The sequence below is a fragment of the Acetobacterium wieringae genome (assembly GCF_001766835.1).
Lineage (GTDB): Bacteria > Bacillota > Clostridia > Eubacteriales > Eubacteriaceae > Acetobacterium > Acetobacterium wieringae.
On the sequence record NZ_LKEU01000027.1, the window covers coordinates 76,864 to 93,551 of the forward strand.

A 16,688-nucleotide genomic window follows, 5' to 3' on the forward strand; every position below is an offset into this window, starting at 1 on the left:
ATGAGCAAAAAATTAGTCGCCTATTTTTCAGCCAGCGGCGCAACGGAACAGGTTGCCAAGACATTGGCAGAGGCTGTCAAGGCAGATCTATATCAAATTAAACCGGCTGTTTCTTATACATCAGCTGATTTAAACTGGAATGACAAAAAGAGTCGCAGTAGCCGGGAGATGAACGATCTGGCCTCACGACCGGAGCTGGCGGATAAAAATGCGGATGTGGAAAGTTATGACGTTATTTTCATCGGGTTTCCCATCTGGTGGTATGTGGCCCCGCATTTGATCAACACGTTTCTGGAGAGTTACGACTTCTCCGGCAAAACCGTTGTGCTGTTTGCCACCTCCGGGGGCAGCGGCTTTGGCAAGACTATTGAAAACTTGAAAGGCAGTATGTCAGCAACAACGATTATCAAAGAGGGCGGGCTGCTTAACACAAGAATGTCAAAGGATGAGATGGTCGAATGGGTTAATCAACTGGGGGTGGAGTGATGAAAAAAAAACAGCAGGCCGGGATGCCCTCGGCGAATTCGCTCCTAAATTTGCAGAACTGAATGATGATGTCCTCTTTGGCGAGGTCTGGTCCCGGGAGGATCAATTATCGGCACGGGATCGCAGCATGATTACCGTAACCGCTTTGATGACCAAGGGGATTTTTGATAATTCTCTTAAGTATCATATACTCAATGCCCAAAATCACGGTGTCAGTGCCGAGGAAATGGCGGAAATGATTACCCACCTGGCCTTTTATGTCGGCTGGCCCAATGCCTGGGCCACCTTTGCTCTGGCCAAAGAAGTTTATGAAGCTTAGTCATTTAAACACTCAGCGAGAGGAAAATTAAATGGAAAAATACGAACTGGAACACGTATCGGCATTTGCCCATCTGTCGCTATCCGTCCCCCAGGAAGGTGCCAGCAATGAGTGGCTGGAGCCGGTAACCGATGTGGTCTATGATCAATTGTAAATCATGAACGTAATCAACCACGGATTACATTTTTATGGGTTGTGATATAATAAAAAAATATAGGAATCGAAAGGGGTTTGCGATGAATAGAGGAATTCTTGTTACCGGGGGTGGACATGGAATTGGAAAACAGATTTGTCTGGATTTTCTTGAGGCGGGGGATCAGGTCTGTTTTATGGATTTTGATGAAGCCTTGTCCCGGGAATTTGAAGCCCAGTACGCCAAGCTGTTTTACTTTTATGGCGATGTGGCCAATCCCAAAAGTCTGAAAGCATTTGTGGATTTTGCCATGAAGAAGCTTGGGCGAATTGATGTGCTTGTTAATAATGCCTGTCAGGGAAACAAAGGGATTTTGTCCGATTTAAGCTATGAAATGTTTGACTATGTCCTCTCAGTGGGCCTTAAAGCACCCTATGAACTGAGCCGCCTGTGCCGGGATCAGCTCATAAAAAACCAGGGTCATATCATCAACATTGCCTCGTCCCGGGCCTTTCAATCAGAGCCGGATACCGAAAGCTATGCCAGTGCCAAGGGCGGGATTGTCGCCCTGACGCATGCCTTGGCGATCTCACTGGGGCCGGCGGTACGCGTCAATTGCATTGCCCCGGGGTGGATTGAAGTAAACGGTCGGGAGGATCACAGCCAAACCGATAAGGCAGCGATCCCGGCTGGTAAGGTGGGAAATCCCAGCGACATCTCTCAAATGGTATTCTTTCTGATCGGGCAAAGCTTTATTACCGGAGAAACCATTACCATTGATGGCGGGATGAACAAACGGATGATCTATCATGGCGACTGGAACTGGGAATATCGGGGCTAGTTTATCAATTCGAATTGGATGATCGTCGTGATGATCCGGTAGGGCCCCCGGTTGTCGATTAGATAAATAAGTATGTCTGATGTCATCACTCCAGAATGGGAGGTCATGGGCCAGGCCGGATATGTTCCATGGTGCAAGTGAATTTTTCAATCGTTTCATCCAAGGCCGAAACGAACGAAAGCTTAAGATAATTTCAAAATTAGTCGTTTTGACATCGATTTGACACAGAATCGACTTAAAATGTTTCTATAGAAAAAAACGATTAAGGAGTTGAGTCGTATGAAAAAACAAGCTAAATTACTGTCAATTACTGCCCTTGTCTTGTCGATTTTATTCGCTACCGCCAATGTTATGGCTGCAGAGGTGCCAAAAGGATCAGCGGCGGCTCTGGCAGATGACAGCTACACCCTGGAAGAAATGTTGACCTATGCCATTCAGGATGAATATGCTGCCCAGGCCGAATATGCAAAAATTATCAGCGTTTATGGTTCGGTAAAGCCGTATAAAAATATCGTGAAAGCTGAGGAAAAGCATATCAGCGCCTTATTGCCGTTGTTTGAAGCGTCAGGGTTTGCTGTCCCGGTAAATGATGCCGCTGCGGATGTAGTCCTTCCCGATTCGCTAAAAACCAGCTATCAGGTCGGAGTTGATGCAGAAATCATGAACATTGATATGTATCAGCGCTTTTTGGCTGAAGACCTGCCCCAAAATGTACGAACTGTCTTTGAATCGCTAATGCGGGCTTCTAAAAGTCATCTGGCAGCGTTTGAAAGAGCAGTTGGTCGCTAAAAACAGGGTATTGTAACAGGCTGATCGAATTTAAAAAATTCACTTTCAAAATGTTTTTACTTCGGGTATAATACAAGCATTGAAATTTTAGCGCGTATAATGGTTCAGCGTAAGATCAACTTTGGTCTTGCGCTTTTTTTTATGCCGGAATTTCAAAATTTTAGAAATGAGGAAATGGCTTATGGATTTTTACATGAAATTGCCACGAAGCAAAAAAGAGTTTGCCTTGTTTATGGCGGTGATCTCAGTCATCTCGGTGAACATCATTGCGCCGCTGATTACCTGTTTTGAAGTTGGCTTTCGGATGGATGTGTGGGCCCAGGCGATTAGAATTATGCCGCTGATCTGGATAACCGTGATTGCATTGGTGTTAATGACCTACAAACCGGCCAGTTGGCTAACCAGCAAGATTGTCGCAAGAGAGGACAGTTTTTCTGCCCATATGTTGGCGAATATTTTATGCAGTGTTTTCCTGATGTCAATCTTTCTGACAGTCATCGGTACCTGGATCGGCAGTCGGCAAGTGAGCATGGAGCCAATTAGCTCGTTTTTTTATAAATGGCCTCGAAATTATGCGATTTCATTTGCCGTGGAAGCGTTGATTGCCCAGCCGTTGGCCAGACTGGTAATGGTAAAATTGCATCAGATTAAAGATGGCCGATTGGATACGGAAAGCTTCTGATTATAAAATTTATGGAGTGTTGTTTGGCCGAGCTTAAACCGCATGGGGCTGCAAGTAGCGAAACATAATAAGCGGAACCAGCGCCTTCACCAGCATGGTTGTATAAGCGATGCTGTGGTGATGACGGGGATGGTCAGCATGGAGCTGGTTTATATTCCTTTGGCGGCAATGGTAATTTTTATGATTCTGATTCTGGTTCTTTTTAAAAAAGCCAGCCCGGTTTCCCGAACCATCCAGACCCGGGTCGATCGGGTGAATCGGATTGTTCGGGAATCGGTTGTCGGGGTGCGGGTGATCCGGGCTTTTGATAATACCAGCTATGAACAGAAACGCTCAGATGATACCTTTGTGGCCTATGCCGACAATGTGATTCACCTCAATCGGATTTTTGCAATGTTTAATCCCATGGTGTGGGCAATTATGGGGATTACCATGGTGGCGGTGGTGTGGTTTGGTGGATATCTGGTGTTGCAGGCCACCACTCAGATCGGCAGCATTATGGCAGTGATGCAATATACCGTGATTATTCTGATGTTCTTAATGATGTCGGCGATGGTTATTGTGATGGTACCCCGGATGATTGCCTGTCTGGAACGGATCAGCGAGGTGTTGGATACAGCGCCTGAGATAGCCGATGATCGGGAAGCAGTAGCATCGCCAAGCGTAAAGGGCAGCAAGCTAATCGTCTTTAATGACGTCAGTTTTTCTTATCAGGGGGCGGAAGAACCGGTTTTGAGAAACCTCAGCTTCTGTTGTGAAGCCGGAAAAACCACGGCCATTATCGGGGGGACGGGTTCCGGTAAAAGTACCATTGCGGCATTAATGCTGCGCCTTTATGACATTCAGGAAGGTCAGATTCTGGTGGCGGGAAATGATATCCGAAGAATGACCCAGCACGATCTGCGGGAGTCCATCAGTTATGTTCCTCAGAAAGCATTTTTGTTTAGTGGCACCATTGCTGAAAATTTGCGCACCGGTAAGCCCGATGCCACTGATGCGGATTTACGGCAGGCGGTTAAAATTGCTCAGGCAGAGGCCTTTATTACAACGCTGGAAGCTGGATATCAGAGTCCGGTGGCCCAGGGTGGCAGCAATTTCTCAGGCGGACAAAAGCAACGTCTGTGTATTGCCCGGGCGCTGGTAAAAAAAGCACCCATTTATATTTTTGATGACAGCTTTTCAGCACTCGATTATCAAACCGATGCGGCGCTGCGAAGTGAACTGAAACTGGCGATGAAAGATGCCTGTCTGATAGTGGTGGCTCAGCGCATCAGCAGTATCATGGATGCGGATCAGATCATTGTGCTGGATAACGGAAGCATTGCGGGAATTGGCCGTCACGAAGAGCTTCTGAGAGACTGTAGTCTCTATCGGGAAATTGCAGATTCTCAGGTTAAAAGGGAGGGTTAAGTCATGGATGAAAAAAATACACAAGATCGATCAGGGTTAGACCCGGAAATGGCGGATGCACCCCAAAATACCAGAAAAACCATTAAGCGACTAATCGCTTTGCTTTTAGAGCAAAAAGTTGCTGTAGTATTGATTATTTTGTCAACACTGCTAAGTATTGGCTTGTTTGCTGTGACCCCACTGATTATGGGATGGGCCATCGATGCTCTGATTGACAACTTAAGGGTAAACGGCCCCGGCGGAGGCTTTTCCGAGTTGGCAGAAATTATTGGTGTGCCATTGATGCTGCTGGCAGCGGCCTATTTACTTAGTGCCTGTTTCTCGTTTGTGCAAGAGTATACCATGGCCAGTGTGGGTGAAAAGCTGGTACTTTCCCTGCGCCAGAAAATCAGTGAAAAAATAACCAGGCTGCCGCTGCGCTACTATGATTCCCACCAGACCGGCGATCTTTTAAGCAGAACCACCAATGATCTGGATCGGGTGGCAGAAGTATTAAAAACCGGGTTACTCCAGTTTATTAATGGTACGGTCAATATTGCAGTCAGTATCGTGGTGATGTTGTCGCTCAATGTTTTTTTAACGGTGTTGATTCTGTTGGCCATGTCTATCAGTGTAGTCGTTACTAAATGGATTTCAGCTAAGAATTTCAAGGTGGCTCTGGATAATCAGTCGGCGTTAGGGGAATTAAACAGTCAAATCGAAGAGCTGTACACCGGGAATCTGATCATCAAAACCTTTAATCGTCAGGAAGCAGTGCGGGGAACAGTTAAAGCCATCAGCCAGCGCCAATATGAAGCCAATAAAAAAGCCCAGTTTGTGATGTTTGCCATTTATCCGGTGATTCGCTTTCTAACCCAGCTGGGTTTTGTCATGACGGCGATTGTCGGCGGGATTCTGGTTGTCAATAATACCATGACCATTGGGATTGTCCAGGCGTTTTTGCAGTATGTCAACCAGATTTCCGAGCCGATTACCCAAGCCTCCTATTTTCTTAATTCCTTCCAGTCTGCGATGGCATCAGCGGAGCGGGTCTTCGATGTATTGGATGAGGAAGAAGAGCGGCCAGATCACTCCACGCTGCAAGAATTGCCCAAAACCCGGGGAGCAGTGACCTTTGAGGAGGTACAGTTTGGTTATATCCCCGAAAAAATGCTGATGAAGGGCGTCAGTTTGTCGGTGAAACCCAATGAAATGGTGGCCATTGTCGGTCCAACCGGGGCCGGAAAAACGACACTGGTTAATCTACTGATGCGGTTTTATGAATTAAATGGCGGGCGTATTCTGATTGATGATACCGATATTCAGGAGCTGTCAAAAAGCCAGTTGCGAAAGATCGTGGGAATGGTTCTCCAGGATACCTGGTTGTTTAACGGAACCATTGCTGAAAATATCGCCTACGGCAAAATGGATGCCACCCGGGAGGAGATTGTCGCAGCAGCTACGGCATCCCGGTGTGATCATTTTATCCGGACCCTGCCACAAGGATATGATACCGTGATTGCTGGTGAAGATGGCAGCCTGTCCTAGGGAGAAATGCAGCTGTTGACGATTGCCCGGGTGATGCTGGTTAATCCGACCCTATTGATTCTGGATGAGGCGACGTCCAGCGTCGATACCCGAACCGAAGTGGCAATCCAGAATGCCATGGCTAAAATCATGGAGGGAAAAACCAGCTTTGTCATTGCCCATCGTCTGTCGACAATAAAATCAGCGGATATGATTCTGGTGATGAAAGACGGCGACATCATTGAAAAAGGAACCCACAAAGGGCTGTTGGCCGGTGAAACCTTCTATCGACAGATGTATGAGAGTCAGTTTGCCGGTGCGCCGGAGGTTGGCTGATATTGCCTGATTGAAATATTGGCAGGCGACAAACTCAAAAGGGGGATTCCCCCTTTTTTTATTCAATACATAAAAAACCTTCAAAATAGAAGCCAATTCAGGAAGTGATAAGAAGATATGAAACAGACAGTCTTAATCATTAATATTGCGACGATACTGGTAACACTTTTTTTAGTCTTTGTCAGTTACCGGCATCGCAGCGAAAAAGGCGGGTTGCCATTTTTATGCTCGATGGCCCTGCTTTTGTTATGGGTGGCAGGTTCCACCATCAGCATGTTTACCCAAAGCTATGAAGAAAAGGTCTTCTGGCGAAATTTTATTCAGATAGGGATGGCATTCATTCCGCTGGCGAATCTCTGGTTTGTGATTGAATATACCGAAAATAAAAACCGCTTTCTGAAATATTTGGTGTGGCTGGCAGCCTTTCTCAGTTTGGCTGGGATTGTTTTGACCTTTACCAATCCGAGCCACGACCTGATCCGGAAATCGGTGGAGTTTGTAGAAATAAATGGGCAATGGGATCTGGTTGTCGAACTGACATTTTTAGGAAACATGTTTGTGTTGTTGCGTTTTGCTCTGATGTTTGCTTCCATCGTTATTCTGATGCTGTTTCAAATCCGGATTGTTAAAAGCGGACAGAAACAGGTTTTTTACATTCTGATTGGATTTACCCTGGCTTTGGTGCTGTTAATTGTTAAAAATTACCTGATGACCGGATACGAGGAAGTGTTTCCGATGTCGGTGATCTTTTTAATTCCCAACCTGTTTATTGCCTACAGTGTTTATCGGTATGATTTTTTAAAGATTGCTCCGCTGGCAAAGGATTGGATTATCAATTCCCTGCCGGATGGGATTGTGGTTTTATCGGCAGCGGGAGAGATTGTTGAAGTGAATCAGTCGGCAGAACGATTTTTTGGGCAGCTGACCGAAAAAGAGGCTCCACCGGGTCACAAAAAATCTGCGCTTCAAAACCGGAATCGCTATGATTATAGCGAATATACTGCCTTTTTGCAGGCCCAGCCCTTATGGCAAAAGGCTCTGGATGAGCGCAAAAACGGGACGCTTGAAATCGAACTGGAAAATGATTCAGGCGACAGCTTATATTACGAAATTGATCAGCATCATTTTATCAGTGACCGCAATCATTATTCCGGTAGTGTATCGGTTATCCGCAATGTGACTAATTTCAGACTTGAAAAGCTGATGCTGAAACGTCAGGCGGAGATGGATCGTCATATTCAGATCCTCAACAAGCATGCCTATATTGACTATGTCAATGCGGCCAGCTCGGTTCAGGCGGCATTTATGGTCATCGATATCGATAAATTCAAGGCGGTCAATGATCGTTACGGCCATCCTGTCGGGGATGTCGTGATTCTGAAAGTCGTGGAGGCCATCAAGCAGTGCATTCGTAAAGATGATTTGATCGGCCGCATTGGCGGTGATGAGTTCAGCTTGACCTTGATGGATTGTGGCAAAAAACGAACCCAGGCGATTATCCAGCACATTCTTATGATGGTTCAAAAAGAAACCGCCGATATTCTTGAAGAAAGGGTTACCATCAGCATCGGCGTGGTAACCAATCAGAAATTGCCGGACTGTTCGTTTGCGACCCTCTATCAAAAGGCTGACGAAGCTTTATATGGAGCAAAAAAAGCGGGCCGAAATCAAGTGGTTTTTTATGACGACCAGCCCTGTTAAGCGAGGCCAATCGATTGGTTTGAAACACTGAAACGGATCACCTTCAATGCCATTTATATGTAGCGGTTTTAGACTAGTTTTTGCGACGCCATCACATAAAAACTAAAAAATATGATATGATTAACAAAGAACACATTAAGGGAGAATGGACCAATGATTCGAGTAATAATTGTAGATGATGAGCTACCAGCTCTAAAAATAGCCGAAAGTGTTTTAAAAACATGTGACGGGGTAAACGTATGCGGCTCTTATTCCGATCAGGATGAGCTGATGGAAGCCTTACCGATGCTTGATGTCGATTTGATCTTTCTGGATATAAAAATGCCGGGGATGCTGGGGCTTGAACTGGCCGGGCGAATCAACGAAATCAAACCAGAGGTGGCAATTGTCTTTGTTACCGCCTACGACAGCTATGCGGTCGATGCCTTTGAAATTGAAGCCTTTGATTATATCTTAAAGCCCTTAACCGCAGATCGAATCAACAAAACCTTGATGCGCTATAAAAAAAGACGGGCAGAACAAGGTCGCCCCCAAAAGCATTGTTATGTGTCAGTTCGTTCATTCGGACGATTTTCGGTGGTTTCGGAGCAGGGCGAAACGATGCAATTTCGGACGGCCAAGGCGGAAGAACTCTTGGCTTTTTTAATTCATCAACAGGGCCATGCTGTTTCCAAAGAAAACATCATGGAAGAACTCTGGTATGATCGGGATACCGAACGGGCGCAATCTATTTTTTATACAACGCTTTACCAATTGCGCAAGGATCTGGATCATTTTGGATTGCATAATGCCATTTATAGCAGCCGCAAAGATGGCGGCAAGTGCGCCCTGACATGGCGGCCGGATCATTGGGATTATGATGAATTTTTGGACTTATATAAACAATTTAAAGCCAGCCTATTCAATCTGGAAGAGCAAAAACGGGCCATTGAGTTGTATCAGGAAGGTTATTTAATGCATAATGGATATCTATGGGCAGCAGGAAGACAGGCTGAATTGGAACTTTGTTATCTGGAGCTGATGGAAAAGATTGTTGAAACCGAGGTTCTAAAACAGAAATTTGAGTCGGCCTTGCTTTATTTAAAGAAATTGGCCAAGAATTTTCCCTTTAATGCCTCGATTCATGTAAAAATCATTGCGGTTTATTTTTTGCTGAATAATAAAAAAGCGGCGCTTGCCCATTATCAGAATGTTAAAAAAGAAGCCGAATCATGGGAAAATATTGATATGAAAACATTGATTTCAAATCCTTACTCAGCATTTGAACAAGCTTAAAGAGGGAATGTCAAAGAAGTAAAAATTATGGGGGCAAGATACATGCAGGAGCAAAAGCCTGGCTTTAGTCAGCTGAACCGTCAGGGATTGGCAAATTTTGACAGCCAACTATTGAAAAGCATCAGAAGCGGCAAGCAACCGCTTTCAAAGGATACATTATCAGCCGTTTTAAAGTTATTTGTTGAAATGATCAAAGCGATTGAAGACATTCATAAAAAAATCAGATTCTTGCTTTTGTGAGTCCCGATATTTTTATGGCAAAACCAGCGGTGGATCATAATGATATGACAACGATGCAGATGCCTAAAAAAATAACAATCTCCAGAAAAGAATTTCTTGATTTAGACCGGTTTGCCTATATTTCACCAGAACAGACGGGACGAATAAGCCGAACCGTCGACTATCGTTCAAACTATTATTCCCTCGGGGTGACGATGTATGAATTAATCACCGGGCAAAAACCATTTACGGCGGATAGTATGCTGGAGTTGACGCATTGTCACATTGCCAGAAAACTGGTGGCGCCCGATTATCTTAATCCGGCTATCCCCAGGGCGGTGTCAAAGATCATCCTGAAATTAATGGAAAAGGAACCGGAACGGCGTTATCAAAGTGCTACCGGAATAATCAGCGATCTGAAGCGAGCCATAGAGGCAATCAGTGCGTCCGGGAGGGCTGAAGAGTTTGCGCTGGGACGGGATGATTGGTCAAATAAATTTGGGCTGCCGCAAAAACTCTATGGCCGGGAAAAAGAAAGGGCCATAATCCGGCAGCTCGCTGAGCAGGCTTCGGTAAGGGTTTCACAAATCCTGCTGGTAGGCGGTGCTGCCGGTGTGGGAAAAACGGCGATGATAAAAGAGCTTTTTCGGCCCGCAGCGGAACGGAACGTTTATTTTGCCAGCGGAAAAGCGGAGCCCTTGCAGGTCAATACCCCCTATTATGTTTTTACCCAGATGACCAGAGAATTAGTCCGAATCCTGTTGCAGGAATCGGATTTGATGTTGGAAGAGTGGAAAAAACGGTTGCTAAAAGCACTAAATAATAATGGTCAATTGATCGTTGACCTGGTTCCGGAACTGCGGTTGATCATCGGCGATCAGGATGCAGTGGAAGAACTGGAGCCAACCGAGAACCGCAACCGTTTTTTAACGACCTTCGGCAATTTTATTAAAACCTTCGCAAAAAAAGAACAACCATTGGCGGTATTCTTAGATGATTTTCAGTGGTGTGATCAGTCTTCCGTCGAATTGATCAAATATCTGCTGACCCTTGATGATATGAACAGCTTGATGGTGATCATTGGTTATCGGGATCATGAAATTCAGCAAAATCATCCCTTGTATCGTTGCCTTGAGGAATTAAAAAAATCGGATCAGGCGGCGACAATCATTGTCAAGCCGCTGGATCAGGGGAATGTTGCCCGGATTATTAGCGATACCGTCCATTGCCATCCCGATCAAGCAGACGTGCTGGCCAGGGTCATTCACAAGAAAACTCAGGGAAACCCCTTTTTTGTCCGAAATCTACTACTGCACCTGCATACCAGCCAGTACATTTATTACAATGAGGACAACCATCAGTGGGAATGGGACGAGGACGAAATCGAGAAGTGTGCCATCAGTGATAATATTGTTGACTTTATGATTGGGCAAATTCTAAAATTGCCACCAAAGACCCAGGACTTATTAAAGGCAGGGGCTTTAATTGGCGCAGCATTTGATGTAAAGCTGTTGATGGCGGTTTTGAATCTGGATGAGCAGGCGATCCTTAATCAGCTGGGGGAAGCCATTGATCGGGAAATTATTATCCCGGAAAATAATTACTACGAATTTTATCTGGGAGAGGCGGGGCAGACCTTCAGATTTGCCCACGACCGAATTCAGCAAGCTTGTGAAGCCCTGATTCCACCGGAAAGCAAAAAGCAGCTGCATTTAAAAATTGGTAACAAGATCTGGCAGAGCTTGCCGCCGGAGCAGGTAGCGGATCAGGCGATTCAAATCGTCTGTCATTTAAATGAAGGGCTGGACTTGATTAATGACACGCAGGAACGCTTAATGGTGTTGCGATTAAATTTGTGGGCTGCCCAAAAGGCCAAAACCGCCACCTCCTTTTCGCTGGCCCGGCAGTACATTGAAACGGCAATCAGTCTGTTGCCGGATAACCCCTGGGAAGCGGACTATCCGCTTACTTTTGAGCTGATAAAGACCTATGCGGAATGCGCCTATTTAAATAAAGAATACCCATTGGCCGAAGCTCAGATTGAGATGCTGATGAAGCATGCCAAAACGGCCATTGACCAGGCTGAAATAAGGTTGATGCAGAGTGTTTTATATCGGTATCTAGGACAATTGGATCAGGTGATCAACTATGGGGTTCTTGGTTTACGGCTACTGGGAATTCGCTTGCCCTTTAAACCGGGCTTTCATCTGATTATAAGAGAATTGGCGCTGGTCAAGGGCCGGCTGCTGGGGAAAAATACCGAGCAACTCTTATATGCGCCGCCGCTGCAAAATGATCGCGTCAAACTGATGATCCGGATTATGAGTGAGTTAAACAGTGTGACCTATAACGGCGGCAATGTTAACCTGTTTCTGTTCTCAACCTTAAAGAGTTTGAGTCTGACCCTTCAATATGGAAACAGCCAGGAAGCAGCTTCGATTTATTCCGGCTATGGGGTGTTGCTGGCGGTAATGGGGGATTTGAAGGGCTCCTATCAATTCCACAAATTGGCGCTTAAGCTGGTTGAAACGGAAGACCGGGCCAAGTATCGGGCTGGGGTTTTATTTGCCTACGGCTTTTTAGGCTATGCCTGGAGTGAATCTTTTCAGGATGTGGATCAGTGGTTTAAAAAAGCTATGGAAGATGCTTTGCGGTATGGCGATCATTATCAGGTGGTTTTAGCCGGAACCTTTATGTATGCCTTCAAGGCGAATCGGGATTTGACCGAATTAACCCAAAAAGCGATGGAACAGGTGTCGTTAATCAAACAGACCAACAACCAGTACGGTTACAGCATGTCGTTTATGTTTATTAATCGCAGGCTCAACTACCTGGGTTTAACGGATCATCAATTCTCGCTGGGAGTATCCCAACAGACCCAGGAACAAAATGGCGGTATGGGAATCATCGGCAGTGAAGAGCAATGTCTTAAAAATTTGCGGGAATCAAATTCGTTATCCGGCCTCGGGGTTTATTATAAAGAAAAGATGTATATTCATTATTTATATGATGATTATGCAAAAGCCCTGGACTATCTGGCAGTATCCGATAAATATCTGAAATATCATGCCGGAACCCCCTATGTGGTGGAGTGTCGCATCTGCAACTTTCTGGTAGTCGCAGCTAACCTCGCTGGGATGAAGGGGGAAGTACGGAAAAAGGCAATCCAGCGACTAAAGCGTGAATACAAATATGTAAAGGCCTGGTCAAGCTATTGTCCGGAAAACTTTCAACATCTGCAATATTTGCTGCAGGCTGAACTGGCCCGGATTGAAGAGAAAAAGGATCAGGCGCTTCAATACTACGAATTGGCCGCCGAAACGGCGGCCCGAAACGGCTTTCTTCGGGATGAAGCGCTGGTCAATGAACTGGCCGCCAAAATGTTTTTAGCGCACGGCATGAAGCGGCAGGCCGGGTTTTTTATGACCGAAGCCTTCCGGGGCTATCAGCGGTGGGGGGCAAGGGCAAAAGTCAGGCAGCTGGCAAAGAAATACGAAGGGGTGCTCAAGCTTGCCAGCAATGAAATGGCGCTGGCGGAAAAGCTGGCCGTCCCCCCATCGACTTGATTGCCATTACCAGTGCCTATCAGGCGGTTACAAAAGAAGTCGAACTTCCCGATTTATTAAGAAAAATCATGAAAATTGTGGTGGAGAATTCCGGAGCTCAAAAAGCCATGCTACTCTTAAAGGATGAACAGGGCTGGAAGATCGATGCAACGTTTTTAGAAGGCGAGAACGATATAAACGTTTTACAGTCGGTTGCCCTCAAGCAAGCTGCCAAGATGCTACCCCAGGCGGTGATTAATTTCTGTATTCATACCGGCGAAGCGGTGGTGCTAAGCGATGCGAGTGGACAAGGGGAGTTCCAACAAGATGCCTATATTCAAAAAAACCAAACGAAATCCCTGATTGGTTTACCCATTAAAAATCAGGGGTTGATCACCGGCATCTTATATCTTGAAAACAATTTGGCCAAAGCGGTTTTTACTGACAGCCAGGTTGAGATTCTGCAATTGCTGGCTGCTCAGTTTTCAATTTCGCTTCGAAACGTGCAGTTGTTTACGAACCTGATCGCCACAAAAGAGGCGCTGCATCGTTCCACCGAAGAATTATTGCGATCGGAGATTGCCTTTTTACAGGCGCAGATCAAACCGCATTTTCTTTATAATGCCCTCAATACCATTGCCGCTTTTTCCCTGGATGAACCCCAGATGACCCGGGATTTACTGGCAAATCTCAGTGCCTTCCTGCGGGGCAGCTTTGATTTTAAAAATCGGGATAAGCTTGTTACTCTCCAAAAGGAACTAGAACTGGTGGAAGCCTATCTATTTATCGAGAAAGCTCGGTATGGCCAACGACTAAATATTATTTATGATATTGAAGACCAGATAAAATGTCTGCTGCCGCCACTGGTGATTCAGCCTTTGGTTGAAAACGCCGTGCAGCACGGTTTGTCAGCGCAAAAAAATGGCGGAACTCTTAAAATTTCAGCCCACCGCCGTGCGGATTTTGTGATCATCAGTGTTATCGACAATGGTGTTGGTATTCCCGAGGATGTTTTTGAAAAGTGCCAAAACGGCAGTGACAGCACAGGGGTGGCCTTAAAAAATATCAATATGCGGTTAGTGCGGTTGTACGGTCATGGCCTGGAAATAAACAGAATGCCGGGCGGCGGAACACGGGCAGTAATACGGATCCCGATGGCGCGGATGACGCAAGCTACCCAGCATTATGATTAACCAGAAATTCAAAAAACAACCGCCAAACAAAGCAGATCATAGTTCAGATCGGCGATCTGGCTTACTTGTCAATTGTCGGAGAGTATGATAACATGAAAAGCTCAAACCATAAAAAGATAATGAATGGAGAATAAAGCGTGGAAAATTTACCAAATTGCCCGAAATGTAATTCTGAATATACCTATGCCGATGGAGAACTGTTGATCTGTCCGGAATGTGCCCATGAATGGACCCTGACATCAACCAGCGAAGACGAACTCACCGTTAAGGATGCTAACGGAAATGTTTTAAATCATGGTGATACCGTCATCCTGATCAAAGACCTTAAAGTGAAAGGCAGCTCCCAGGATCTCAAAAAGGGAACCAAGGTGAAAAATATCCGGCTGGTTGACGGCGATCATAACATTGACTGCAAAATTGATGGGTTCGGAGCAATGTCTTTAAAATCCGAATTTGTCAAAAAAGTATAATGACTCACAATCATAAATAAGTGATCAGATCAAGAAAGACTACAACAAGCAAAGCAAACCGATTTCACTGATTAAGTGTTAAAATCGGTTTGTTTTTTGTTTTCAGGAATGAAAAAAAAGAAAGCAGGTTTTCACTTGTGGCAATCGAATCGGCAGAGTGAATTTTTAGAATCGCGATGAAATCGTCATTTTGTTGAACTTTTTAATATTAAAAAGTTGGCATGCTTATTGCTATACATTAAAGTTATCAATGCGATCACCTCTTTAATTGATGAAAGCTAAATTAGGCATAAAACGCAGTAAGGAAGGTTATTGGAGTGCTGGATTTAAGAATTTTAACACGGACAGTTGGCGATTTGGATGAAGAAAGGGTGATGGATTTACTCGATGATTTTATTGCGGAGAATCCCTCTGAACTAGAAGTTCGCGAAGCTGTCACAGCTTGTCAGAGTGGTATGGGCTTGGTCGGAGCGCTTTTCGAAAAAGGGGAGTACTTTGTTGCGGATTTAATTTTTGCAGGGGAATTATTAACAGAAGCCGTTAATCGGCTAAAGCCAATTTTAAGGGAGACTGAAGCCAAGGTGTCGGGAACGATTGTTTTGGGAACCGTTTATGGCGATCTGCATGATATCGGAAAAAATATTTTTAAAATAATGTCAGAAGCGGCTGGCTTTAAGGTTGTCGATTTGGGAATTGATGTTGATCCTGAATATTTTGTGCAGAAAGCCAAAGATTGCAGACCTGCAATCATTGGGTTGAGTGGGATTCTAACGATGTCGATTGACTCGATGGAAGCGACCATCACCGCCTTAAGAGCAGCAGGGGTCACGGCCAAAATAATTGTTGGTGGACATCCCGTGACTGCAGAAATCGGCCAACAAATTGGTGCTGACGGATATACCGCCAATGCAGCAGAAGGTGTAAAGATTTGTCAACAATGGATGGCCGGGGATGCACTTTGGGGTTTAAATAAATTAGTTGGATAAAGCATGGGGTGTTATAGTGACGGAGGATTACTTCGCTTATAACACCTCTTTTTATGTCCTCCCAAAGTCGGAAAATTGATGTTACTGTAAAATATTTGTAGTATAATACAACCTGAATAACAGGTAGAGAAAGTAGATAAGAACGGTTTGGAATAAATGTATTTCCGGAAGTGTCACTAAGTACGATTTCGGATTTTTTGATGACCATTTTATGAAAGGAACAGAAAATGAAAAGTGAATTAAACTCAGAGCTAACCTTTAGAGAGGCAGAAAAAGAGGATGTAGGTTTGATTCTTTATTTTATCAAGGAGTTGGCCAGCTATGAAAAAATGCTGGATCAGGTTGTGGCCACCGAAGCAGGCTTAACGGAATGGCTGTTTGAAAAGAAAACGGCTGAGGTCATTTTTGCGGAGTTGAATGGAGTAGAAATTGGTTTCGCCTTATTCTTTCATAATTTTTCAACCTTTCTGGGCCAGGCTGGACTATATCTGGAGGATTTGTATGTACTGCCGAACTACCGTGGACTTGGCTATGGCAAAGCAATTCTTACGCAGCTTGCCAAAATAGCTGTGAAACGGGGCTGTGGTCGTCTGGAATGGTGGTGTCTGGATTGGAATCAGCCAAGTATCGACTTTTACCTTTCGCTAGGGGCGAAAGCCATGGATGAATGGACGGTTTATCGGATTACCGGGGATACCCTGCTTGAGTTGGCCGCCTCGTGAGGCGTAGTAAAGAATAATTAGAATTCTCGTACCAGTAATGGTTCAGTGTGAAATCAGTTTTGCTTTTGCGCTTGG

16 protein-coding genes and 1 pseudogene are annotated in these 16,688 nt (G+C 45.0%); all 17 read left to right on the plus strand.

Features of this window, described 5'->3' with window-relative positions:
• The 17 genes and pseudogenes from ACWI_RS07260 (at position 1) to ACWI_RS07330 (ending at position 16,613) form a co-directional block, all read left to right on the plus strand.
• Positions 1-486: a flavodoxin gene (locus ACWI_RS07260; RefSeq protein ID WP_070370767.1), complete on the plus strand. Its 486-nt coding sequence runs from the start codon at positions 1-3 to the stop codon at positions 484-486.
• Positions 446-805 carry a carboxymuconolactone decarboxylase family protein gene (locus ACWI_RS07265; protein ID WP_070370768.1) on the plus strand — a complete coding sequence of 120 codons (360 nt, stop codon included), beginning with the start codon at positions 446-448 and terminating at the stop codon, positions 803-805. Before ACWI_RS07260 ends, ACWI_RS07265 begins: the two co-directional genes overlap by 41 nt.
• A 61-nt stretch (positions 806-866) precedes the next feature.
• Positions 867-959: pseudogene (locus ACWI_RS18785) on the plus strand (cupin domain-containing protein); the annotation flags it as partial.
• A gap of 82 nt (positions 960-1,041) precedes the next feature.
• The gene (locus tag ACWI_RS07270) at positions 1,042-1,779 is read left to right on the plus strand and encodes an SDR family oxidoreductase (protein WP_070370769.1); all 738 of its coding nucleotides are present in this window, start codon (positions 1,042-1,044) and stop codon (positions 1,777-1,779) included.
• Between the two features lie 279 nt (positions 1,780-2,058).
• Entirely contained in the window at positions 2,059-2,568 is a 510-nt protein-coding gene (locus ACWI_RS07275) for a ferritin-like domain-containing protein (protein ID WP_070370770.1), read from the plus strand.
• A gap of 181 nt (positions 2,569-2,749) precedes the next feature.
• On the plus strand, positions 2,750-3,250 hold the full coding sequence (locus ACWI_RS07280; RefSeq protein ID WP_070370771.1) for a DUF2798 domain-containing protein: 501 nt from the start codon (positions 2,750-2,752) through the stop codon (positions 3,248-3,250).
• A gap of 42 nt (positions 3,251-3,292) precedes the next feature.
• Positions 3,293-4,660, plus strand: coding sequence for an ABC transporter ATP-binding protein (locus tag ACWI_RS07285; RefSeq protein ID WP_084633559.1), 1,368 nt, complete (start codon positions 3,293-3,295; stop codon positions 4,658-4,660).
• Positions 4,661-4,663: 3 nt separating this feature from the next.
• Positions 4,664-6,187, plus strand: a complete 1,524-nt coding sequence (locus tag ACWI_RS07290) for an ABC transporter ATP-binding protein (protein WP_242871591.1) — start codon at positions 4,664-4,666, stop codon at positions 6,185-6,187.
• 6 nt (positions 6,188-6,193) lie between these two features.
• A complete protein-coding gene (locus tag ACWI_RS19350; RefSeq protein ID WP_242871592.1) occupies positions 6,194-6,502 on the plus strand; it encodes a hypothetical protein in 309 nt (102 codons plus the stop codon).
• A gap of 117 nt (positions 6,503-6,619) precedes the next feature.
• A complete protein-coding gene (locus ACWI_RS07295; protein WP_070370773.1) occupies positions 6,620-8,203 on the plus strand; it encodes a histidine kinase N-terminal 7TM domain-containing diguanylate cyclase in 1,584 nt (527 codons plus the stop codon).
• A gap of 153 nt (positions 8,204-8,356) precedes the next feature.
• Positions 8,357-9,478: a response regulator gene (locus ACWI_RS07300; protein WP_070370774.1), complete on the plus strand. Its 1,122-nt coding sequence runs from the start codon at positions 8,357-8,359 to the stop codon at positions 9,476-9,478.
• Between the two features lie 27 nt (positions 9,479-9,505).
• Positions 9,506-9,718, plus strand: a complete 213-nt coding sequence (locus tag ACWI_RS07305) for a hypothetical protein (RefSeq protein ID WP_139142332.1) — start codon at positions 9,506-9,508, stop codon at positions 9,716-9,718.
• Between the two features lie 14 nt (positions 9,719-9,732).
• Positions 9,733-13,263, plus strand: a complete 3,531-nt coding sequence (locus tag ACWI_RS07310) for an ATP-binding protein (RefSeq protein WP_139142333.1) — start codon at positions 9,733-9,735, stop codon at positions 13,261-13,263.
• A complete protein-coding gene (locus tag ACWI_RS07315) occupies positions 13,260-14,435 on the plus strand; it encodes a histidine kinase (RefSeq protein WP_070370777.1) in 1,176 nt (391 codons plus the stop codon). Before ACWI_RS07310 ends, ACWI_RS07315 begins: the two co-directional genes overlap by 4 nt.
• A gap of 137 nt (positions 14,436-14,572) precedes the next feature.
• Positions 14,573-14,905 carry a zinc ribbon domain-containing protein YjdM gene (locus tag ACWI_RS07320; protein ID WP_070370778.1) on the plus strand — a complete coding sequence of 111 codons (333 nt, stop codon included), beginning with the start codon at positions 14,573-14,575 and terminating at the stop codon, positions 14,903-14,905.
• A 317-nt stretch (positions 14,906-15,222) separates the two neighbouring features.
• A complete protein-coding gene (locus ACWI_RS07325; protein WP_070370779.1) occupies positions 15,223-15,891 on the plus strand; it encodes a cobalamin B12-binding domain-containing protein in 669 nt (222 codons plus the stop codon).
• Between the two features lie 227 nt (positions 15,892-16,118).
• Positions 16,119-16,613, plus strand: a complete 495-nt coding sequence (locus tag ACWI_RS07330) for a GNAT family N-acetyltransferase (RefSeq protein WP_070370780.1) — start codon at positions 16,119-16,121, stop codon at positions 16,611-16,613.
• The last annotated feature ends 75 nt before the right edge of the window (positions 16,614-16,688 follow it).

Bases quoted from the DNA above. Each gene is read 5' to 3' on its own strand.
- ACWI_RS07260 (WP_070370767.1), top strand. From the start codon at position 1: ATGAGCAAAAAATTAGTCGCCTATTTTTCAGCCAGCGGCGCAACGGAA.
- ACWI_RS07275 (WP_070370770.1), top strand. From the start codon at position 2,059: ATGAAAAAACAAGCTAAATTACTGTCAATTACTGCCCTTGTCTTGTCG.
- ACWI_RS07300 (WP_070370774.1), top strand. From the start codon at position 8,357: ATGATTCGAGTAATAATTGTAGATGATGAGCTACCAGCTCTAAAAATA.
- ACWI_RS19350 (WP_242871592.1), top strand. From the start codon at position 6,194: ATGCAGCTGTTGACGATTGCCCGGGTGATGCTGGTTAATCCGACCCTA.
- ACWI_RS07285 (WP_084633559.1), top strand. From the start codon at position 3,293: ATGGGGCTGCAAGTAGCGAAACATAATAAGCGGAACCAGCGCCTTCAC.
- ACWI_RS07305 (WP_139142332.1), top strand. From the start codon at position 9,506: ATGGGGGCAAGATACATGCAGGAGCAAAAGCCTGGCTTTAGTCAGCTG.
- ACWI_RS07330 (WP_070370780.1), top strand. From the start codon at position 16,119: ATGAAAAGTGAATTAAACTCAGAGCTAACCTTTAGAGAGGCAGAAAAA.
- ACWI_RS07295 (WP_070370773.1), top strand. From the start codon at position 6,620: ATGAAACAGACAGTCTTAATCATTAATATTGCGACGATACTGGTAACA.
- ACWI_RS07310 (WP_139142333.1), top strand. From the start codon at position 9,733: ATGGCAAAACCAGCGGTGGATCATAATGATATGACAACGATGCAGATG.
- ACWI_RS07290 (WP_242871591.1), top strand. From the start codon at position 4,664: ATGGATGAAAAAAATACACAAGATCGATCAGGGTTAGACCCGGAAATG.
- ACWI_RS07280 (WP_070370771.1), top strand. From the start codon at position 2,750: ATGGATTTTTACATGAAATTGCCACGAAGCAAAAAAGAGTTTGCCTTG.
- ACWI_RS07270 (WP_070370769.1), top strand. From the start codon at position 1,042: ATGAATAGAGGAATTCTTGTTACCGGGGGTGGACATGGAATTGGAAAA.
- ACWI_RS07265 (WP_070370768.1), top strand. From the start codon at position 446: ATGAGATGGTCGAATGGGTTAATCAACTGGGGGTGGAGTGATGAAAAA.